This is a genomic window from Gardnerella vaginalis, from assembly GCF_040427915.1.
Taxonomy (GTDB): Bacteria; Actinomycetota; Actinomycetes; order Actinomycetales; family Bifidobacteriaceae; genus Bifidobacterium; species Bifidobacterium vaginale_C.
Genome location: NZ_JBETXJ010000002.1, coordinates 1,190,816 through 1,213,335, shown reverse-complemented (window position 1 = coordinate 1,213,335; position 22,520 = coordinate 1,190,816). Strand labels below are relative to the sequence as shown.

The 22,520-nt window shown below is 39.4% G+C and carries 15 protein-coding genes, 1 tRNA gene and 2 riboswitches; of the genes, 4 read left to right on the top strand and 12 right to left on the bottom strand.

Features of this window, described 5'->3' with window-relative positions:
- Positions 1 to 10 precede the first annotated feature (10 nt).
- A riboswitch (Lysine riboswitch) is annotated at positions 11 to 202 on the bottom strand.
- 71 nt (positions 203 to 273) lie between these two features.
- The 7 genes from ABVC65_RS04885 to eno form a co-directional block, all read right to left on the bottom strand.
- Positions 274 to 1,029 carry a trimeric intracellular cation channel family protein gene (locus ABVC65_RS04885; RefSeq protein WP_004121498.1) on the bottom strand — a complete coding sequence of 252 codons (756 nt, stop codon included), beginning with the start codon at positions 1,027 to 1,029 and terminating at the stop codon, positions 274 to 276.
- Between the two features lie 183 nt (positions 1,030 to 1,212).
- Complete coding sequence (locus tag ABVC65_RS04880; protein WP_353582726.1) at positions 1,213 to 2,382, bottom strand: branched-chain amino acid aminotransferase; 1,170 nt, start codon at positions 2,380 to 2,382, stop codon at positions 1,213 to 1,215.
- A gap of 211 nt (positions 2,383 to 2,593) precedes the next feature.
- Positions 2,594 to 2,677: transfer RNA gene (locus ABVC65_RS04875), tRNA-Leu, on the bottom strand.
- A gap of 41 nt (positions 2,678 to 2,718) precedes the next feature.
- On the bottom strand, positions 2,719 to 4,347 hold the full coding sequence (locus tag ABVC65_RS04870; RefSeq protein ID WP_353582725.1) for a DUF501 domain-containing protein: 1,629 nt from the start codon (positions 4,345 to 4,347) through the stop codon (positions 2,719 to 2,721).
- Between the two features lie 60 nt (positions 4,348 to 4,407).
- Positions 4,408 to 5,028 carry an FtsB family cell division protein gene (locus tag ABVC65_RS04865; protein ID WP_353582724.1) on the bottom strand — a complete coding sequence of 207 codons (621 nt, stop codon included), beginning with the start codon at positions 5,026 to 5,028 and terminating at the stop codon, positions 4,408 to 4,410.
- 183 nt (positions 5,029 to 5,211) lie between these two features.
- Positions 5,212 to 6,126 (bottom strand): L-lactate dehydrogenase, encoded by a 915-nt coding sequence (locus ABVC65_RS04860; protein ID WP_004124446.1) that lies wholly within the window; start codon positions 6,124 to 6,126, stop codon positions 5,212 to 5,214.
- Positions 6,127 to 6,347: 221 nt separating this feature from the next.
- Positions 6,348 to 7,643, bottom strand: a complete 1,296-nt coding sequence (gene eno, locus ABVC65_RS04855) for a phosphopyruvate hydratase (protein WP_004121502.1) — start codon at positions 7,641 to 7,643, stop codon at positions 6,348 to 6,350.
- 148 nt (positions 7,644 to 7,791) lie between these two features.
- Positions 7,792 to 7,894, top strand: a riboswitch (TPP riboswitch).
- On the opposite strand from eno, the gene ABVC65_RS04850 reads away from it, so the two are divergent.
- The 3 genes from ABVC65_RS04850 to ABVC65_RS04840 all read left to right on the top strand — a co-directional run bounded on the left by ABVC65_RS04850 (position 7,885) and on the right by ABVC65_RS04840 (position 10,673).
- Positions 7,885 to 8,682, top strand: coding sequence for an ABC transporter permease (locus tag ABVC65_RS04850; protein WP_353582723.1), 798 nt, complete (start codon positions 7,885 to 7,887; stop codon positions 8,680 to 8,682). It overlaps the preceding riboswitch by 10 nt.
- A 187-nt stretch (positions 8,683 to 8,869) precedes the next feature.
- Positions 8,870 to 9,874: an ABC transporter substrate-binding protein gene (locus ABVC65_RS04845; RefSeq protein WP_019261597.1), complete on the top strand. Its 1,005-nt coding sequence runs from the start codon at positions 8,870 to 8,872 to the stop codon at positions 9,872 to 9,874.
- Positions 9,875 to 9,932: 58 nt separating this feature from the next.
- Positions 9,933 to 10,673, top strand: a complete 741-nt coding sequence (locus ABVC65_RS04840; protein ID WP_004121505.1) for an ABC transporter ATP-binding protein — start codon at positions 9,933 to 9,935, stop codon at positions 10,671 to 10,673.
- Between the two features lie 33 nt (positions 10,674 to 10,706).
- Here the strand turns inward: ABVC65_RS04840 and mfd are convergent, their stop codons facing one another.
- The 3 genes from mfd to ABVC65_RS04825 form a co-directional block, all read right to left on the bottom strand.
- Positions 10,707 to 14,309, bottom strand: a complete 3,603-nt coding sequence (gene mfd / locus ABVC65_RS04835) for a transcription-repair coupling factor (protein ID WP_353582722.1) — start codon at positions 14,307 to 14,309, stop codon at positions 10,707 to 10,709.
- Positions 14,299 to 14,898: an aminoacyl-tRNA hydrolase gene (gene pth, locus ABVC65_RS04830; protein ID WP_004111835.1), complete on the bottom strand. Its 600-nt coding sequence runs from the start codon at positions 14,896 to 14,898 to the stop codon at positions 14,299 to 14,301. The genes mfd and pth overlap by 11 nt, the downstream gene beginning before the upstream one ends.
- A 164-nt stretch (positions 14,899 to 15,062) precedes the next feature.
- On the bottom strand, positions 15,063 to 16,115 hold the full coding sequence (locus tag ABVC65_RS04825; RefSeq protein WP_016811592.1) for an ABC transporter substrate-binding protein: 1,053 nt from the start codon (positions 16,113 to 16,115) through the stop codon (positions 15,063 to 15,065).
- A 316-nt stretch (positions 16,116 to 16,431) separates the two neighbouring features.
- Between ABVC65_RS04825 and ABVC65_RS04820 the strand changes: the two genes are divergently transcribed.
- On the top strand, positions 16,432 to 17,223 hold the full coding sequence (locus tag ABVC65_RS04820; RefSeq protein ID WP_004121512.1) for an ABC transporter permease: 792 nt from the start codon (positions 16,432 to 16,434) through the stop codon (positions 17,221 to 17,223).
- An 86-nt stretch (positions 17,224 to 17,309) separates the two neighbouring features.
- Here ABVC65_RS04820 and ABVC65_RS04815 read toward each other — a convergent pair whose 3' ends face one another.
- Positions 17,310 to 20,921: a UPF0182 family membrane protein gene (locus tag ABVC65_RS04815; RefSeq protein ID WP_353582721.1), complete on the bottom strand. Its 3,612-nt coding sequence runs from the start codon at positions 20,919 to 20,921 to the stop codon at positions 17,310 to 17,312.
- A gap of 148 nt (positions 20,922 to 21,069) precedes the next feature.
- A complete protein-coding gene (locus ABVC65_RS04810) occupies positions 21,070 to 22,359 on the bottom strand; it encodes a uracil-xanthine permease family protein (protein ID WP_353582720.1) in 1,290 nt (429 codons plus the stop codon).
- Between the last annotated feature and the right edge of the window lie 161 nt (positions 22,360 to 22,520).

Below are 22,520 nucleotides of genomic sequence, written 5' to 3'. Positions count from 1 at the left end.
CAACAGTATGCATGTCGATAGCACTCCGCAGCAAATTGCCAAAATTGCTGCGACAGTCCTTGGCCTATTAAGCCAAGTCCCAGCTTGTAAGCTAGAAAGAATAGCCTACAAACTTCGGCGCTCTCCCCTTTTGCAAATCACTTAACGCCTCTTTCTGGCTAATGATTGCTACTCATGTTGAGCGCGACCTCTGGTCGATGTGTTTCATTATTAAGATAGGCAAAGACAAAGTCTAGACACTAATCGATATTTATTCAGATTAGGCTAGATTTTCTATTTATTTTGATTATTTTTTTCTGTATTTTTCATAGATTTATCGGAAATTTTACGATTATATGTGTTATGTCTACGATATTTGCTTATTTTTATTGGCGATTTGCGGTTCATTGCACCAAAAAGCGTTAAATCAAACTTTACCGACATTAATCGCATAGTTACTACGAGCACAACAATGAGCGTGTCTAAAATCATTTCTGTAATAACATCGAAATACCCTGCACGTTGAGCTTTTACAACAAATACTGTTAAAACACATCCAACGCCAGCAGGAAACGCATACCAATGCTTATCTCGCACAATTACAGGAACTTGATTCAAAACCATATCTCGAATTAAACCACCACCAAGAGCTGTAGCCATACCCAAAAACACGGATGCCATTCCAGACATGTGAAAATCCAAGCCTTTAGCGGTACCATTTACAGCAAAAAGCCCCAATGCTAAAGCGTCCAGAGTTAGCATAAGCCATTTCCACTCATCAATCTCTAGATGAGCGAAAGCAACAATAACACCCGAAGCAAGACCAGTAAAAACAAATCCCCTATCTGCAATGCCAACTGGCGGCAATGCCCCAAGCAAAACGTCTCTAACAATTCCTCCACCCAATGCCGTAAGCCATGATGTTGTGATTATTGCAAAAATATCATAATTCTTGCGAATAGCCCACATTCCGCCAACCATTCCGCAGCAACCCATAGCAATGTATTCAACAACAAGGAAGAAAACGTTATCTCCTAAAGCCCCTTCCACAATATTTCCTTTCCAAGGTTAGTTAAACACTTAAAAAACAAAATCCGCCCAATACTTAGCCTATAACCAATTAAGCATACAATTAGCGCGCCACCTCTTATAATACATAAAAAATGACGCGCCAAATACTAAAACTCTAACGGCTTTAAAACGACTTTTAAACAGCTTTTAAACAGCTTTTAACTAGTCGCACACCTTCCACATCCAGTTGTGAGTATCTTCAACATCTCCAAGCTGAATACCAAGCAATTCATCACGCAAAGCCTGAGTCAACTCACCAACTCCAGCATCAGCAACTTTAAGATCAAAGTTATCTGACTTAAAGCGCCCAATAGGCGTAATAATCGCAGCAGTTCCGCAAGCAAAGACCTCAGTGACCTCACCAGATCGAATATCGTCGAGCAATCCCTGAAGTGGAATCATAGTTTCAACAACCTTGTGACCCGCTTCTTCTGCAAGCTGAATAATAGAACGACGTGTAACACCTGGAAGAATGCTACCAGTAAGAGATGGAGTTTCCAAATGACCATCCTTGTGCAAAACAAACACGTTCATTCCACCAAGCTCTTCCAAATAGGTCTTAGTTGCTGCATCAACGAAGCAAACCTGTTCGCAACCGTGCTCAATACCCTTGTATTCGCCGAGCAAGGAAGCCGCATAATTTCCACCACACTTAGCAAAACCAGTGCCACCAGGGCCAGTGCGGAACCACTGATCTTCAACCCAAATACTAACTGGCTTCAGGCCACCCTTAAAATATGGTCCTGACGGAGAAGCAATAACACAATATTCAACCTCATGAGCTTCTCGCACACCCAAGAACGGCTCGGAAGCAAACATGAACGGACGCATATAAAGAGTATATTCGCGTCGGCTTGGAACCCACTCTTTATCTCGCTTAACCAAGGCTGCAACAGATCCAATAAAATCGTCTATAGAAAGATCTGGCAAGTACAAACGCTTAGCAGAATTCTGGAATCGTGCCGCATTAATATCTGGACGGAAAAGCCAGATGGATCCATCAGTTCGTTTATAAGCCTTCAAACCTTCAAAGCATTCTTGGGCATAATGCAACACAGAAGCACCTGGATCCATTTTTAATGGTCCATAAGGCTCAACACGTCTATCCGACCAGCCTTCTCCCTTGGTCCAAGACATATGGACCATATTGTCGGAGAAAATCTGACCAAAAGCAGGCTTATCAATCAGCTCTGCTCGCTTTGCATCCGAAACAGGATTATCGTTAGGCAAAACAGTAAAATTGCCAGCCAGTTTGTTCAACAGAGCAGAATCACTATGATCGTAAGAATCATAGGCATTTTTAAAGTCTGGAGCAACCTCTAAATCAGCCATTATGTCTCTTTTCCTAATTTGCGATATTACTTGTATTTTTATTATTGCTTTTATTGCAATTAATGGTATAGATTAGTACGATTCTCGATTAACGCAAGACTGTAAACAAATATTTTTATAGAAAAGAGATTAATTAAACCAAAATTTTTACGAATTGCAACAAAAAATTAACACCAAATACGTAAAAAATAAATTCGCAGCGTAATATTTGTGCCTCTGGTGGGACTCGAACCCACAAGCCCGTAAGGGCGTCAGATTTTAAGTCTGATGCGTATGCCAATTCCGCCACGGAGGCAACAGACAATTATTATGCCATATAATACAATTAAAAACAACTCAGCGTGTGGCGAGAATTCTACGACCCAAATCTAACGTGATTCCATCTAGTAAACCATGCTCACTAGCAACAAAAGTATCTAGAACACCACCATGGTCTTCATACGCCGCTTTTGCAAGTCGTTCAAGCACACGACTCAACACAACTGCACCTCCACCAACAACATCAATTCTTCCAGGATGAATAGTGGCATAAGTACGTCTACGTTCTCTTGTCATATGCAAGAACCTGTCATTAACTGTATACGCCTGATCCAACGCGATTTTTACTCCATCAACAGCCTTATGGTCATAATGTTTTAATCCAATAGCAAGGGCTGCCATAGTTGTAACAGTGCCAGAAACACCAATAATTGTGCGAGCTTTACCAGCGTTAACATGCTTAAAAGCTTCGTCTATATTCTTGTCAATATCTTTTATAGCACAAGAAATTTCTTCTTCTGTTGGAGGGTCTGTATGCAAGTGTCTCTCAGTCATTCTAACGGAACCAATATTCATTGAATACGCGGAATCTACTTTATCTTCTGCAATATTCACACCATCTCCACCAAGAACAACCTCAGTAGACCCACCACCTAAATCTACAACAACATAAGGGGCTTGCAAATCTTTCCTAGAAACCACACTTGTTGCTCCCAAAAAGCTCAAAGCAGCTTCTTCTGTTCCGCTAATAACTTCAGGGCGTACGCCAAGCTCATCAAACATCATCTGTTCAAAAATGTCTCTATTTAACGCATCCCTAGTTGCAGATGTTGCTACAAAACGAATAGCATCTATTTTGTGTTCACTAAGTACTTTTGCAAATTCTTTGGCAGCAGATTTAACTCTCTGCAAAGCATCTTCAGCAAACATATGCGTTTCGTCAATTCCCTGACCAAGTCTTACAACTCTAAGCATTCTAGGAACAACATCGCGCATACCATTAGCATTAACTTTTGCAATTTTTAATCTAATCGAATTCGTGCCACAGTCAATTGCAGCTACGCAAACCGATTTATTAGTTCCAACGATTGTATTGGTGTTCAAAGATTTTGTATTTAATAATTTCTCAGTTTCAATTTCATTAGCATCATCACTCCAAGGAGTAGTGCATTTACAAACATTAGGGTCAAATTCATTTTTTACCTTGCTTAACACCATATCGCCAATAGGATTCACACCCTTACCCATTACAAGACTTTGCGCAAGCAAGGCATGCAAACACTTAACACGAACAGGCATACCCCCAGCACTCATATCTTTAATATGCTCTTCACTATCTTCCAATCGAATAGCTAATTCGTGACGAAACTCTAAATAGTATTTATGTGCCTGCTCATATTTTTTAGCAACATCATTGTCATTATTCAATAAATTGTTGCATTCCTTCATAAAACCTTGTGCTTCAAGATGCGAAGCTGCTTTAACAGCTTCTGGACTTGTTAAGTAGCATGTAGTTGGAAAAGGAGTTCCATCTTCTAAGCATGGTCTTGTAATAACAGCAAGAGGACGTCCGCAAGCGCATCTAGCTCCAACTGCAACCATGCCCCTAGGGAATCTTCCCAATTGACGTTTAACAATATCCCTATCTGCATCACTTGCAGAGTTTTCCAACAAACTATCTACTAAGGATTGTATATTCAAATCCATGTTTTTAACTCCCCTATGCATTTGCATGATTTTAAAATAAAGTACTTTAATATTTTCTTACTACTGTCTACTTGTATTACTCTGTTTCTTATCTGTAGATTTTGGCGCTTTATTTTCCCGATGTTTATTTTGCTGGCGACTTTTATCCATTTTATTATGCTTAGAAGTCTTATCCTTATTAGAATCGTTAACGTCATCGTCTTGATATTTCATACTCATATCATCTGGCTTATCTGCTTTATGAAGAGAATAGAACAAATCACTATACCAAGGAAGAGCTTTTCTTTCTTCATACTGTGATTCATCTTTATTAAATGATTCTGGTACAACTCCTGTAACAGCTTCTGGGTGTTCAACTCTAACAGCTTGTTCTCCAGGGAATATGAATCCTAGCCTATCCCTAGCCTGTGCGGTAACATACGCTTTATCTTTCCAACGATCAATATTATTATCCAACTCCTGTTTTTTGTCTTTTAGAGCAGACTCATCTCTTTGCAAAGCGTGTAATTCAGCCAAGCTTAACGCATAATTTCGAATTGTTGAAACAAATTCTATAGAACAAAGAAACGCCACTACTATCATAAAAACAAATACGAACGAACCAGAAAACAGCCTTTTTTTCTTTGGCTGATTTGATTCATCAACTGTACTTGTTGCCGTGCGGCGATTTCTCAAAACCATACTTCTAAGTTACTTTAAATATTCGACGTGTAAATACACCTTATATTTACTTTTAGCCTAAAAAATCATTATTACACAATATGAATAACATACACGCTAAAATACAAAAATTGTGACCAGCTATCCATATAGGAGCTGGTCACAAAATCATACTTAAAATTCTTTTAAAACTTAGATTTCCAACTATTCCATTTGAGCTTTGCTTAAAATCGTATCTGCAGAATGCTGCAACTTTTGCAACTCTTCTTCAGTCAAATCGAGCTTGCACTGCTCAACAATGCCATCTCGACCAACAATCGCTGGATAAGAAAGATAAGAATGATATTCTTCACGATAATTGGATACAGGCATCTGTTCTCTAGAATCCGTCATTACAGCATTCACTAAACGAACAGCTGCTGCAGCAATACCGTAGTTGGTATATTTCTTTCCATAGAACACAGTGAAACCGCCTTCGCGAGTTTCATCATCAACAGCATCCAAGTCAATGTTCTTTTCCTCAGCAAGATCAGTAATTGGCTGCTCTAACACTTTTACCGTAGACCATGCAACGAACTGTGAATCGCCGTGCTCGCCTAAACTATAACCTTTAACTGCCTTAGGATGAACTCCGAAGAACTTTCCTACAGCACGATGCAAACGAGCAGAATCAAGAAGAGTGCCAGTACCAATAACTCTTTCGTATGGGAGTCCAGTAGCTTCCTTGTAGAGCTGGCAAATAGCATCACAAGGATTAGTGATATCGATCAAAACGCCATGGAATCCAGAAGCTTTAATTTTTGCACCAACTTCTGCGACCTCGTTACGGTTATACTTAAGCTCCGCAAAACGATCTGGATGAGGAACATCCAAAAGTTTTATATGGCCCAAGGCGCTTACGATTACTTCTACGTCTTTTAATGCTTCATAGTCGTTTACTGTGATATTAACGTTAAAAGGTACATTATCCATTGAATCTTCAAAATCAAGAGCATCAGCCTTAACTTTTGCTTCATTTGAATCATAAAGATACAAATCGTCAACGTGACCACCAATAATGAGCTGATGGGCTACTGCAGCACCAACATTACCCATGCCTATAACAGCGACTTTTCTCATATGAAACATCTCCTTCTGTTTTTAGTTTTTCACAAAAATAGCACTATTTTGGAGATAATGAAAGTAATTTTAGAAAAATTTTTTTAAAATTTTAAGAAATCATTGAAAATATACAAAAACGGCCAGCCGCATTTTATTGCGACTGACCGAAAATAAACTTCAGCTCAAAGCTTAAAAAGCTTAAACAAGCCTTATGAAGAACTTATAAAAGCCCTAGTATATTACTTCATATACTTCTTGCAAGCCTTGAATGCGCTGTAACCAGCATACTGAGCGGTAGAGCCAAGCTCTTCTTCAATCTCAAGCAAGCGGTTGTACTTAGCGATACGCTCACCACGAGCAGGAGCACCAGTCTTAATCTGACCAGTGTTCTTAGCAACAGCAAGATCAGAAATGGTGGTATCTGGGGTTTCACCAGAGCGGTGAGAAACCATAGAAGTAAAGCCATTCTTGGTTGCAAGCTCAATAGCGTCGAGGGTTTCGGTAACGGAACCAATCTGGTTCAACTTTACGAGCAAGGAATTAGCTGCTCCAAGTTCAATACCCTTAGCCAAACGCTTTGGATTGGTGACGAGCAAGTCATCGCCAACGAACTGCAAACGATCACCAAGACGCTTGGTGATTGCTGCCCAATCATCCCATCCTTCTTCCTGGAATGGATCTTCGATGGAAACGATTGGATACTCGTTGATAAGCTTCTCGTAGTAATCGAGCATATAAGCAGAATCACGCTCTTCGCCGTCGAAACGATACTTACCAGTTTCCTTGTTGTAGAACTCAGAAGAAGCAACGTCAAGAGAAATACCAATCTGCTTGCCTGGCTCGTAACCTGCAGCTTCGATTGCATCCATGATGTACTTCAAGGAATCCTCGTTAGACTTCATCTTTGGAGCGAAGCCACCTTCGTCACCAAGACCAGTAGCCAAGCCTTCCTTCTTCAAAACGTTCTTCAAGGTGTGATAAACCTCAACACCAGCGCGCAAAGCATCGCTGTAAGTTGCGAAACCGTATGGAGAAATCATGTATTCCTGAATATCAGTTGCAAAATCAGCGTGAGCACCACCGTTCATAATGTTCATGTTTGGAACTGGAAGAATATGTCCGTTAGTTCCGCCGATGTAACGATACAATGGAAGCTCTGCAGATTCAGCAGCTGCATAAAGAGCAGCAAGAGAAACGCCAAGAATAGCGTTTGCGCCAAGCTTGCCCTTGTTTGGAGTGCCATCAAGCTCAATCATAGTTTCATCAAGAGCACGCTGGTCAGAGGCATCCATGCCAATAACCTTTGGAGCAATTACTTCATTAACAGCCTTAACTGCTTCCAAAGTACCCTTGCCCTGATAACGGGACTTGTCGCCATCACGACGCTCCCAAGCCTCAGCCTCACCAGTCGAAGCACCAGAAGGCACTAAGCCAATGCCCTGAGCACCATCTTCGGTCTCCAAATAAACCTGAACGGTAGGATTTCCACGAGAATCCAAAATTTCGCGTGCATATACGCTTTCAATAGCTGCCACAACTACTCCTTATTCATTTTGTTGGTTGTGTAACATATTCAAGATTAATGCGTTTTATGGACGTTATTTCATAATGTAAGTCGTCAAGCATATAAGACTATATGATCTAAGCGTTTCGCGATTTGTCCATGCCTTTATACGATAATAACAAACTGACACGGGGTGCAGTTATTTAATTGTAATTGCTGAGATCATACCCGTCGAACCTGATATAGCTAAAACTATCGAAGGGAATGTCGTTATGAATAACCTTTTTAGCGCGATTGCAAAACTGCATCGTAAAGCTTTTGCTTCCTTAAAAGCTTGGCTTTCTACTATAGCGATTCTTTTTTTATGGTTTTTAATAACCTTAACTCCCGTCGAAAATCGCGCTTTGCCATCTCCAAGCGAGGTAATAAAAGCATTTGTTGACTTAAACAACGAAGGAATATTACTACCGTCTCTTGCAATAAGCATATTTAGAGTTGTAGCTGGTCTTCTTTTAGGAATTGCTTTTGCTTTGCCATCTGGAATAATTTCTGGCGGAAGCAAAATAGGAGAATCAGTAATAAATAAACCAAGTCACATGCTTAGATCCATACCATTCCCAGCATTAGCACCTTTATTGATCATTTTTCTCGGTGTGGACGAAATGATGAAAATAATGCTTATAGCACTTGGTGTTTTTGGACCAATGTATGTAAATATTCGAGATGGAGTAAGGAACATTGACCCTAAACTAATAGAACTTGCAAAAGCTTATAACGTTAAAAAATCTACTGTTTTTACAACAATTTTTATGCGAGGAACATTAGCTAACTTTATGACAGGATTGCGATTTTCAATTTCCGTAGCATGGGTTGCGTTAGTTACTTGTGAAACAGTTAATTCTTCAATAGGAATTGGATATATTCTTTCTAGAGCTCAACAATTCTTTAGACCAGATCAAATGATGGCATGCATTATTTTATATGCGATTGCAGGACTTGGATCAGAAGTTACTGCAAACATATTCGAATATTGGCTTATGCCAGAACGCAGAGTAAATAGAGAATCTTAACAAAGAGTTGATTTTAGGAATTCACGTAAATAAAGAATTTATAAAATCCTCTGTGAATTTTAAAGATACTTTTAACGATACTTTTAAAAATAAGTCAATTTTTATAAAAATTTAATCAACAAAATTTAACCAACAACCAAATAAACCAAATAAGAAAAACACAAAATAAAGATAAAGGAGCCAAATCATGGCTAATTTCAAAATACAAATTGCTAGCAAACGCTCTATTGCGGCAATATGCGCTTTTTGCGCAACTATCGCTCTCGCATCTTGCGGCGGAGCTCAAAAACCTGCAAATAACTCCCAATCTTCTAGCAAAGATACGGGAATAATGAGGGTTGCTTATCTTTCTACAGCAAACTATTTGACAACGTTAAAAAATGAAAAATTCCTTCAAGAAGAATTTGGAAAAGCAAAAGTCACCTATACTGGACCATATACTCCAGTTGATGGTCTTACCGCAGTTATGAGCGGAAGCGCTGATGCAACAACTACTGGAACTGGACGATTTATTGATTTGATTGCAGAAGGTCAACCTTGGGTTGCATTTGCGCTCGAATATTACAATGGTGATTCTCAAGGAATCGTTGCATCCGCAAAAAGCGGCGTAAAAACACTAAAAGACTTATATGGAAAGAAAGTTGCTATCATTCACAACGGTGACACTGGCGATTACATGCTTCACCGCGCATTCGATAAAAGCGGCTTAGACGTTTCTAAAGTGCATAAAGTAGAGATGAGCCCTAAGAACTTCCAAGCAGCATTTACATCTGGACAGATTGATGCAATTTCCTCATTCGATCAGAATCTTGCTGCAGCGATGACAACCCCTGGGTCAAAATTACTTGTTAACGCTAAAAAGTATGGCAACATGAATGTTACCATTCACATTGTTTCTAGAAAATTTGCTAAGAAACATCCTGAACTCGTTAAAAAAATGTATAACGCTCTTGTTCGCGAAGCTAATAAGTCGCATAAAGAAAAGAATGTTATCGGGAATGCTTATAAGCAACTTGGAGCAAGCGATACAATCATTAAGCAGATTGAAAAATTCGATAATCCAACAATTAAGCCAATCGATAAGAAAGGCTTAGAAATGATGAAGGTTCAGGCAAAAGAATACGTAAAATATGGTTTAATTAAGCAAGCTCCAACAAACTTGGATGATTCCGTAATGGATTGCAGCAAATAACCTAAACCTTTAAAATACGATAAATAATTTTCAAAATCAAAACACAGTAGGAGTTAATATGAACATTCAAAACAATGGAAATAATGCTGATAATGGCAACAATTCCTACTGTGTTTCTTTAACACATATCGAAGTAGCGTTTGACGACACTTATAAGGTTTTGAAAGATATTAATTTAAACATTAAGCAAGGCGAGTTTGTCTCTCTTATTGGCAGATCAGGTTGCGGAAAAACAACTCTTCTTAAAGTAATATCTGGTTTACTAAAACCTACAAGCGGCAGTATAAACGTTACAGATATGCAGGCTATAGGATTCCAAGATGCAAGATTAATCCCATGGCTAAAAATTGGTGAAAATGTTGTTTTTGGTCTTTCGGACAGTAAAAACAATCTTAAAAAACTTGCAAATAATGCTCTTAGCAAAATGCAATTAGAAGAATACGCCGATAAATGGCCTTCTCAACTTTCTGGCGGTCAAGCTCAACGCGTCTCTTTAGCTAGAGCATTAGTAAGAAACCCAGAGCTATTGCTTTTAGACGAACCTTTCGGCGCATTAGATGCTTTAACAAGACTAGACATGCAAGATCTTCTAGCTAAGCTAAGAACACAAAACGGCTGGAGCACAATCATGGTTACTCACGATATTGCGGAAGCCGTAAGATTATCAGATCGTATTCTAATGCTTCAAAATGGCGTAATATCAAGGCAATGGAATATCGATAGAAGCAGTGTTGATTCGCAAGGAAGACCTACAAATCATGTTTCTATTGAAGATGATTTAAGACTTGCCTTAAAGTGACATGTCTACTATTTAAAACTCACCGATTAATTTTTACCAATCAATGTCTTCTAAAAGTTGTTTAGTCCATTCGACTATCTCTTTTTCACTCATAGACGACGAATCTCCTAGAACAGACGCAAAAGGAGATGGAAAAATCATTGTGTGGGTTACAGGCTTAAACTGTGCTCCCTTGTAGATCCTACTCAAACGCATCCAAACAGATTGAGCTGGATCTACGCCAATAACGCGCACAGTTTTACCTTGCATGCTTATTTGATTAACACCCATTTGTTTAGCTTTAAAACGCAATCTTGCAACATCAAATAATGTTTGTAAGGATTTAGGAGGATTCCCATATCTATCGCTTAACTCATTGAAAATCTCTTTTAAGTCTTCATCATTCTGAGCTTCAGCAAGCTTCCTATAAGCTTCCAAACGTAATTTATCTGAATCAATATAAGATACTGGAATTGAGGCTTCTATTGGCAAATCAATAGAAACAGATATGGACTCTTTATGATCTGGTTCCTTATATTTTTCAACAGCTTCAGATACCATCCGAACATATAAATCGAATCCGACTCCTTCAATATGTCCACTCTGAGCATCGCCAAGCAAATTGCCAGTTCCGCGCAATTCCAAATCCTTCATAGCAACATCAAAACCAGAGCCAAGAGCAGTATATTGAGCGATTGTTGCAAGCCTGTCGTGAGCCTGCTGAGTCATAGGTTTAGTAGGATCGTACAAAAAGTACGCGTATGCGCGCTCACGACCTCTGCCAACTCGTCCTCGTAATTGATGAAGCTGGCTTAAGCCGAATCTGTCAGCGTGATCTACAATAAGCGTATTTGCATTAGAAATATCTAATCCTGTTTCAATAATCGTAGTGCAAACAAGAACGTCAATATCCCTATGCCAAAAATCACGAATAATAGTGTCAAGTTGCTTCTCACCCATTTTTCCGTGCGCAATCGCCACTCGAGCATCTGGCACAAGTTTTTGAATATTAGAGGCAATTTTACTAATATCTTCTACTCGATTATGCACGTAAAATACCTGTCCTCCACGCAATAATTCACGTTTAACACAGGCTGCAACTTGTGCATCTTCATATGCTCCAACATAAGTCAAGACTGGTAAACGATCTTCTGGAGGCGTAGCAAGCGTAGACATTTCACGAATACCCGTAACAGCCATTTCAAGCGTTCGAGGAATAGGCGTTGCAGAAAGGCTAAGCACATCTACGTTTGTGCGCAAAGCTTTCAAAGTCTCCTTGTGCTCAACACCAAAACGTTGTTCTTCGTCTATAATCACTAATCCTAAATCTTTAAATTTTATATTTGGGTTTAAAAGTTTATGAGTTCCAACAACAACATCTACTTGTCCAGATTCTATTCCTTGCATTGTAGCGTCTATTTCTTTTGCACTCTGGAATCTGCTCATTGCAGCAACTGTTACAGGAAAGCCAGAAAAACGGTTAGTGAAAGTCTCGTAATGCTGCTGAACCAAAAGAGTGGTTGGCGCCAGAACAACTACTTGTTTACCGTCTTGAACAGCTTTAAATGCAGCTCGAACAGCAATCTCCGTTTTACCAAACCCAACATCTCCGCAAATCAACCTATCCATTGGAATTGGCTTCTGCATATCTTGTTTAACTTCGTCAATAGTAGTAAGCTGATCTGGCGTTTCTTGATACGGAAACGCATCTTCCAGCTCTTTTTGCCACGGAGTGTCAGAGCTGAAGGCAAAACCTTTAGTAGATGCTCTGGCTGAATATAATTTGATTAAATCTTCTGCAACTTCTTGAACATGCTTTTTAGCTTTTGCCTTTGTAGCAGCCCAATCTGATCCTCCAAGTTTGTTTAAATTTGGAATTTCAGCCCCAATATATTTGCTAACCAAGTCGAGTTGATCTGTTGGAATAAAAAGCTTGTCGGCAGGCGCATTACGTTTACTTGGCGCGTATTCAATTTCCAAGTATTCACGAGTAGCTTCTCCACTTGAAGTTTTTATATTTCGCTGCCTCATGCCTATAAATTTGCCGATTCCATGCTGATCATGAACAACAAAATCGCCTGGTTTAAGATCTAGAAGGTCTATTGATTTTCGTCTTCTCCTAGGGGTTTTAAGCGCGCTTGCAGAAGATGTTTTTCCAGTCAAATCTCTTTCTGTAAGAATAGCGATTTTACTTTGTTCATCTATGAAACCGTCCACTATTTGCGATTGAATCGGTATAAAATCAAAAATTCCAGTTGATTGTATTGCGCGACTTAGTCTTGATAAGGTTCCATATGCGGATGCAATTATGTAAACTTTAAATCCGTTTTCTATAAGACCAGATATTCCACTAGAAATCTTTTCATTGTCTCCTCTAAATTCTTGAGGAGATTTAATGCTCAATTCTAGACGGCTATTTTTTACAATTTTATTTTCGCCAGATTCTTTAAAATCGACGGTTGCTGGCGACTTATCAGATCCGAAACTCGTTAAATTTATTACCTGATGATTCTTATTTTCTAAGCTTGCTAAAGTTTCATCAAAATCAAGAAAACTCGCCTGATCGAATGTGATTGGAGCACCTGCTCCTCTACCAGATGCAGCTACATGCCAACTTGCTGCCAAAAATTCATTAGCAGTTCTACTTAAATCTTGAGCTGCGCGCCTACATTTTTCTGGGTCAGAAATCAATATTATAGAATCTTTTGGAAGCAGATTTTCTACTGGTTCCATTTTATCAACTAATGCTGGAAGCAGAGACTCCATACCTTCTACTGGTATTGCATTCGATATGGATTCCAACATGTCGTCAGCATTTTGAATTTTACCAATCAAAGATTTTGCACGATTTTGAATATCTTTTGTAAGCTGTAATTCTCTACAAGCAGTAGCCCAAATACTATTAATATTCTCACCGTATGTGCGTTGATCAGATGCGTGAAACTGCTTAATCGTGTCGATTTCGTCTCCAAAAAATTCGATTCTAACAGGATGATTCATCGTTGGAGAAAAAACATCTATTATTCCACCTCTAACCGCAAATTCTCCACGATTCATAACCAACTCAACGCGATTATAAGAGTTTTCAACAAGACGTTTTACAGCAGAATCTATAGGAACTTCTTTACCACATTCAAAAACAAGAGGCTCCACGTCTGAAATATTTTCAACAACTGGCTGAATAATAGAACGAACTGGCATAACAAGCACACGAATTGGGCTAAACATTCTATTCTTGCCACTTTGAGGATGTTTTAATCTTCTAAAAACCGACATTCTACTTGCCACAGTGTCTGCTCTAGGAGAAAGACGCTCATGAGGAAGAGTCTCCCAAGCCTCTAGTTCGGCAATATCCTGAGGATCTCCGTCATACCAATCTCGTATTGAAGAAACAGCATCACTAGCATCTCTACCAGATGGAGTAATTAGTACAACATGACTACCCTTTGATATTGCAGCGGTTATAGCAGGTCTAGAACCTAAAGGAGATGCAACAGTAAGCGGATTTGGAAAATCTAGCACGTTAGAAACTAAAGATTTAAACGCTTCGTTTTTATCTAAAATATCTTTAAGTATATTTTCAAAAGAAACGTTAGAATTTATAAAATCTTTAGAATCTGACATATTGTTAGCAAAAAAATCAGATTTATTTGCCATTGAAATGCTCCTGAGTGGCGCTAAGTCCGCGGAAGATCACACTTTCTACTGCATCAGCGCCATCTGCCAAAAAATTAGGAAGTTCAGATTTTTGCGCACCAGCAAAACCGCCCAAAACCCAATTAACAGTATTATCATGAGCGTGCGCTCCGCGCTGAGCATGCCCCACACCCATTCTCACACGAGCATATTGCGGAGTTCCAAGGCTGCGATCAATAGAACGAATACCATTATGGCCTCCAGCCGAACCGCCAGATTTTACTTTAATACGACCAAAATCCAAATCCATATCGTCATGAATAATCACAATATGGTCAGTTTCAATCTGATAATACGAGCTTATTGACGAAACAGCAGCACCAGAATCGTTCATAAATGTGAGCGGCTTAGCGAGGAAAAACTTCGCCGACTTACCGTCTAAATTCATTACTCCCTTGCCTAATTTTGACAAGCCCTTATGGTCGGAAAAAGATATTGACCAACGCTCACTTAGCACGTCTGCAACCATAAATCCCATATTATGACGTGTACCTTCATACTTCGATCCAGGATTTCCAAGTCCCACAATCAGCCAAAAATCCGATGCCATAGCGCACACTCCAACTCATAAACTCAACAACGAAATGGGCGTACCGATTGAATACTACTTAAATACGTAGACTCTCGATACGCCCTCATATACTGCGCACTATTCTACCAATAAGGCGGTCATTGTTTAAATAATGCGGTTATTGTTTAAAACTTTAGCAAAAACTACTTTAAGAATTCGTCGGTGGATAATTCTTTAGCTTGAGGAGTTTTATGAGTTACTTTACCTTTTGCATCAGTGTAAGCTCCTCCTTGGCTTAAGAAGTCAAAGTAGTCTTGAGCACCTTTAACATCACTTGTACCAAACACAAACTTGCCACTTTTAATATCTGCATGGTTTCCCCAATACTGCCCATCGACGATCAGTTTCATGCTGCGTTTAACAAATTTTGGATTAAGATTTGCGTCTTTCGCTTCTTTAACCAAAATGTCAGATGCTTCATCTGGGTGCGAATACGCGTATTCATAACCACGCTTTGCAGCTTTAACGAATGCGCGAACAAGCTTAGGATCACGTTTAATTGTTCGCTTATTAGTAATAATACCAATCGTATCTGGCTGACCAGGAACTCCATAATCTCTAGATCTAAAACAACGAAGCTTAGGACCGAACATATCTGCTTGAACACCTTCCCAAGTGCCATAGAATCCGCCAAAATCAGCTTTACCAGATTCAAGAGTACGGAAAGTTGAGGTTCCAACAGTAACTTTATCGAATTTACCCTTGCCGCCATCATGCTGAATCATTCTGTTAATTACAACATCACTTTCTGCAGCACCAAAAGACGCATAAGTTTTTCCATCAAAATCTTTAGGAGAATGAATCTTATTGTTTTTAGCAAGAGCACACCAGATAGCACTTGGTTTTTGCTGCACTTGCATAACCTGCTCAAGATTAGCACCCTTTGTAGAAGTATCAGCAACATTAGTTAATGTAGTAAGAGCAAAATCAGCTGCACCACTATCTACAGCATGTTCAGAACCAGTTGGAGCAACAGCAAGCATATCTACATCTAATCCTGCATCCTTAAACCAACCTTTATGCTTTGCAACATAGATACCAATGTGATTAGTATCTGGTGCCCAAAAAAGCATAAAAGATACTTTACGAAGATTCGAGTTTTGATTATTACCCTCAAATCCACATGCAGAAAGAGATAATGCACAAAATGCAGAAAGAATAAACGCAAGACTACGCTTTAAAACACGCATATTCATGAGTTCCCTACTTTGTTTTTACTTACCATTTTCTGGGAAATGCAGCACAGACTTGGCAGAAAACGGTATCAAGGGCCTAGCCCGCGCCGTTCAATGCCCCCTATCAAGCTCTAAGAGTTTGACTAGGTTTGCCACACATTGACTCACGAAACATTTTGATTATGCACGATTCAATCGACAAATTAGTAATCATGTTACAAACATAAGATTCTGATAGAATACACGTGCTATTCTTATTTCTGAATTTATGCGATTGGGGCAGCAATCGCTATTTTTATGTCACTATTTTAATATTCAAGAAAAGGATTGAAAATAAATGACGCAATCGCGTTTAAAGACTACGCTTGCAAAGTGTCTGCCAACTGTAATATCAATAGCAATTGTGCTGATTCTATGGCAATTTGCTTGCCAATACTATAAGATATCGCCGAATCTTATTCCTGCACCAACTTCTATTGCGCAAGACACAATTGAATCATTCCCTACTCTATTGCCTGCTGCACTAATAACAACTCAAGAAACAGTTATTGGCTTTGCATTAGCAATAATATGCGGAATTCTTCTGGGCGTATTTTTCCACGTTTCTAAGCTAGTTAAGTCTGCTTTATTCCCATTACTGTGCGCGGCTCAAACTATGCCTTTAATTTCCATTGCACCAATTTTCTTGATTTGGTTTGGATTTGAAATGTCTGGGAAAATAGTAATAGTAATGATCTTTAGCATGTTTCCTATTGCTGTTCAAACTGTTCGAGGATTAGACGCAGTTCCTAGTTTTTATACCGATGTTGCATTAACTTGTGGAGCTAATGCTACTTGGACTTTGTGGCATGTTAAGTTGCGCGTAGCAGCTAGGCAAATTTTCGGAGGAATTAAAATTAGCGCAGCATATGTTTTAGGAACAGCTGCTACAGCAGAATATTTAGGAGCTAGAAACGGCTTGGGCATTTGGCTTCAATCCGCATATAACTCTTTTAGAACTCCACTTATTTTTTCAGCAACTATAGCAATAATAATTCTTACAGCTCTTCTAATGCTTGTTATAAATGCAGCCGAAAAACTTCTTCTAGGCCCTGTGGAAGACGATGAAGATCCAGATAATCAACTGTAAAACTGAGATATAAAATTAATGCCGAGCATAATGTAATCGATTATGTTCGGCATTAATTTTTATTGTTCCAAAACTGTCTTCTAATTCTACTTAACAGCTTCTTCACTCATTGCATCATTAATAGCATCACTAAGCTCTTTTTGAGCCTTTCCATATGCTTGCCAATTCCCTGATCTCATTGCAGAATCAGAATCCTTCAATGCTTGAGCTGCTCGTTTAAGTGCAATCCTAGCTTTTTCACTAATAGAATTAGATTTTGCAGGTGCATTTGCACTATTTTTAGCATCGCCCTTATTGGAATTATTTGCATTATTTTTATTGGAGACATTTTCATTTGAGCCAGAATTATTAGAAGCATCGCCAGCGTTTGCGCCAGAGTTTCCTCCAAACACTTGGTTTAATGCTTCATCCAAAGTGTCAGCAAACCCAACTTGGTCTCCAAAAGCAACAAGCACCTTCTTGAGCAAAGGATAACTTGTAGATCCGCTAGATTGTACATAAACAGGCTCTACGTAAACTAATCCTCCACCAAGTGGCAATGTAAGCAAGTTTCCACGCTTAACTTTAGTTGAGCCAGATTCAAGCAAATTCAACTCTTTAGAAACATTTGCATTAGCGTTGAAATTGTTTTGCGCTTGACCAGGGCCTGGAACATTGGAAACTTTAGGCAACTCTTGAAGTCTTAGTTTGCCATAATTTTCGCTTACTTTTCCAGCAACATTTCCAGCATCGGAATTTACCGACAAGAATCCAGTTAGGATTTCTCGAGTGATTTTTCCAGCAGGAATGTATGTGGAAACAAGCGAGAATACTGGCTTGTTGGCCCCTCTGGTTTGCAAAGTCAAATAGTATGGAGGCTGCAAAATATCTTCTCGCTGAAGACTTTGAGATTCAGTAGGATCAACTGGAGTCTGCCAGAAGTCTTCTCCCGAGAAGAACTGGCTTGCACTATCAACATGATACTTCGCTAGCAAATGCCTTTGCACTTTGAACAAGCTTTCTGGATATCGAATATGGCTCATCAAATCGCCAGAAATCTTAGAAATATCGTGATAATGACCTGGGAATATTGATCTCCAAGCTTTAATCACAGGGTCTTTTTTATCCCACACATATAAGTCAACTGAACCGTCGTATGCATCAACAGTAGCTTTAACTGAATTGCGAATATAGTTTGCTCGCTGATTCGTTAAGCCTTTAATCGAACGAGATGTTGTTGTTGTAGAATCTTGAGTCACCTGCCCAAAATCAGTCATTTGTGAATATGGGTAGGAGTCGGACGTTGTATATCCGTCAACAATCCACTTAACTCGTCCGTCAACAACCGCTGGGTAAACGCGCCCATCTAAAGTCAAGTACGGAGCGACTTTAGAAACGCGAGTCTTAGGGTCGCGATCATACAAGATTTGAGAATCAGAAGTAACTCTATCCGAGAATAAGATTTGATCTGACTCAAAACGAATAGCATGTAGCAACTTAGAGAAAAAGTTTCCTACACTTGGTCCACCATTTCCCTTAAACGTTGTTAAAGCACCATTTGAACCAGTTGGATAATCAAATTCCCAAGGAGCAGAGCCTTTTGGAGAACCAACAATCGAATACTTTGGAGCGTTTGGAGAGAAGTAGATACGCGGCTCATACTTCTTCAACTTTGTAAGCTTTCCTTGAGTTGGAATTCCATACTCCATAAATTGCGGCTGACCGTCTGCAGTAACCTTATTTCCGTAAGCTGCAACAATGCCATAGCCGTGCGTATAAACAGTGTGGTCATTAACCCAATTTCGATTATCGTTTCCAGCTAAATCAAGCTCTCTTGCAGCAATAACCGTGTCTTGGCTCACGCCATCAATGTCGTACTTATCTACAGAAAGAGTATCTGCAAAAGTGTAGTATTGCTTAGATTGCTGCAATTGGCGGAATGTTGGAGAAGTTACTTGAGGGTCTAAAAGCCTGATTTGTGCAGTAGACTCTGCTTCTTTTGCAAGCGCTCCCGACTTTCCTTCCGAAGTAGCGTTATACGATTCTTTTTTAACATTATTTAATCCATACGCAAACTTAGTTGCATCTATATTTCGCTGAATATAAGTAGCTTCTAATTCTTGAGCATTAGGCGCTACCTTAAAACGTTGCAAAAGAGCAGGCCAAGCAAAAGACAACACCATAGCGCATACAACTAAAGACGCAACAGCTATAGCAGGCGTGCGCCAAGCTTTAACAGCTACAACAAAACGCGTGCCAATTTTTACATTCCCATTAAGAGCATGAGATTTTAGCAACCACGCTGTTATAACAATTCCAACAATTAGTGTTATTACAGCCATTGCAATGCTGGAAGGAACACCAGCATTCATATCTGTGTAAGATCCGCCAGTAATCTTAGAACCATCCAAATTTACAATCGCAAACACATCTAAGATTTGCAAAATGGACCAGAAAATAACAACTAGCATAAACCATGCAGAAATTTGACGCCTTGCGCTTTTAGTTATGTTAAAAATGCCTTTGCCACCTACAGGAAGCGTAATTCTTACAGCTCCCATCAAAGCGTTTGTTATAACACTAAATAGCAAAGAAACACCAAGAAGAACAATAAACGCTCTTGTAAAAAGTCGCAAGCCTGGCAAAGTAAACACGTAAAAACCGTTATCAAATCCAAATTGTGGATCTTTAATACCAAACGATTGGTAGTTAAACATAAGCAAAATTTGCACCCAATGACTATAGAATTGCATTCCAAACACAGCACCTACAATCAAAGACACAACTCCTGCAACATGCATTGCAAACTTAGAGCTTATTCCCTTTTTAGTGTCTAAAATATTGCCTTTTTCTTTAACATATACGCCATCTTCGCTTCCAGGGCGTTTTTTAATCGCAATATATGCAGACAAATACCCGAACGCAGCCATAAGCAGAGCATACAAAGCCCAAACGCCGATTTTAGCGGCTAGTTGAATCCAGATTACGCTCTCGAATCCAAGTTGCGCATACCACATGCAATCTGTAATAAAAGTAGAAAAACCAAAAATAATTGAGCATATAAACGCTATTGCGACTACTATTGCAACAATAATCCAACGCCATTTTCTTGATTTTCCAACAAACTTATTTACATCAAAATCTATTCTCATATAGCGATTATTCTCCTTACTATTTGAGCTTTTATTATCGCTTTTATTGCTTTCACTAATATTGCTAGTATTGCTTTCGCTATTTTCGCTATTTTCGCTATCTTTGCTATCTTTGCTAGCATCGCTATTTTTTGACGAATCGCCTTCGTCTTCTAGTTTTTTCTTAGCTTCTAATAGATCACTAAAAATGTCACCGAGGTCATCATCGTCAGTATAATAGTCTGCCCAATCTTTTATTTTTTTTGTAAACCTTGAAAAATTCTTGTCTTTGTTTTTACTATTAGACTCATCTTTAGACTCATCTTTAGCAACAACATTTGCAACAACATTTGCATTGCTATTATCTTCATCAATGCTTTCGATAACTACATCTTGATCGCTGGAATCATCCGTAGAAGTATCGGACGAAGTATCGGCAAAATCATTATTTTGATTGCTCTTTTTCTTTCCATCGCTTGAATAATCAGAACGCTTATGCACTTTAGTGTTTTTAGGTTTTCTAGCCATATACGCGCCAAAAGCAGCCCATGCAACGCCAATGATTATTTCTATGATGACTTTCAACATAAGGTTAATAGTACTATACTAATTATTCCTAATCTACTTGTTGTGTTTGTTGCGTTTGTTGTGTAATCAAAAATAATTACAAAAAAGCGCGCTCGCAAAGTAGCGAACGCGCCTAATTTGATTAAATTAAATCATATAAGCATTTAAGCTAGGCAACATCTGGATCGTCTTTAGCGATTGTTCCAGTGAGCTTTCCAATTGCTTTCATTACGTGGTAAACAACCAACACAACAACAGTGCCGATTGCAATACCATTGAACTGAATTCCAGAAACAGCAAATTGGAAGTTAGCAATACCTATAATCATAACGATTGCAGCAATCATAATGTTAACTGGCTTATCGAAGTTCACTTTGTTTTCTACCCAAATGCGCACGCCAATCATGCCAATCATGCCGTAAAGCAAAGTGGTTACACCACCCAAAACGCCTGCTGGAATGGAGTTTACAATTGCACCAAACTTTGGGCAAAGGCTTAACACGAATGCAAAGAATGCAGCGCACCAATAAGCGGCAGTAGAATACACTTTTGTTGCAGCCATAACGCCAATGTTTTCGCCATAAGTTGTAGTACCGCAACCGCCAAAGCAACCAGCTATTGCAGTGCCTAAGCCGTCTGCAAACAAAGCTGTACCAATCTTGGAATCGTAGTCGCGGCCAGTCATTTGAGCTACAGACTTAACGTGACCAACGTTTTCTGCAATAAGAACGAGCACAACTGGCAAGAACATAAGCAAAACAGAGAAGTCGACTTGCGGAGTGTGGAACTTAGGGAAGCCAATCCAAGCTGCTTGCTCAATCTTACTAAAGTCAACTTGACCCTGGAAGCATGCATACGCGTAGCCAACAAGAACACCAAGCAAGATGTTCAATCGTCCAAGAAGACCGCGGAAAATCACTGCAATAAGCATAACTGCAACCAAAGTTACCAAAGCGGTGTCTGGAGCCTTTTGGAAGTTACCCCAAACAGCTGGGCCCAAGTTAAAGCCGATGATTGCAACGATTGCACCGTTAACAACAGGAGGCATAATAATGTCAATCCACTTTGCTCCTGCAAAATGCACAAGCACACCGATTAAAGCAAGAAGCAAACCAGTGCACATAATGCCAAAGCTTGCTACAGCAATGCCCTTATGTGCTGAAGTTACAGCCATAACAGGCGCTATAAGACCAAAAGAGCTTCCTAAATAACTAGGAAGCTTATTTGCGTTGATAAGTAAGAACAGTGCCGTGGAAAGAGCCGTGAACATTAAAGTAGTAGACGGATCAAAGCCAGTAAGAATTGGCACTAAGAATGTTGCGCCAAACATAGCAATAACATGCTGAGCGCCAATACCAGCAGTACGAGTCCAAGTTAAACGCTCATCTGGCTCTACTACTTCTCCTGGCTTCAAAGTTTTTCCGTCACCATGAAGCTGCCATGTAAACAACGATTTCATCGTTTTCTCCTTGCATAAAACAAGTTTATATATACGTTTGTGATTGAAAAACAACCACCAAAACAAGCGCCAGCTTAAAAAAAAAACAAGCACTACTCGAGCGCAGGTTTGGCAGCTTCCGCAGAGGTCGCCATCAACCGCCGCCCCTTAGCCAAGTGGAC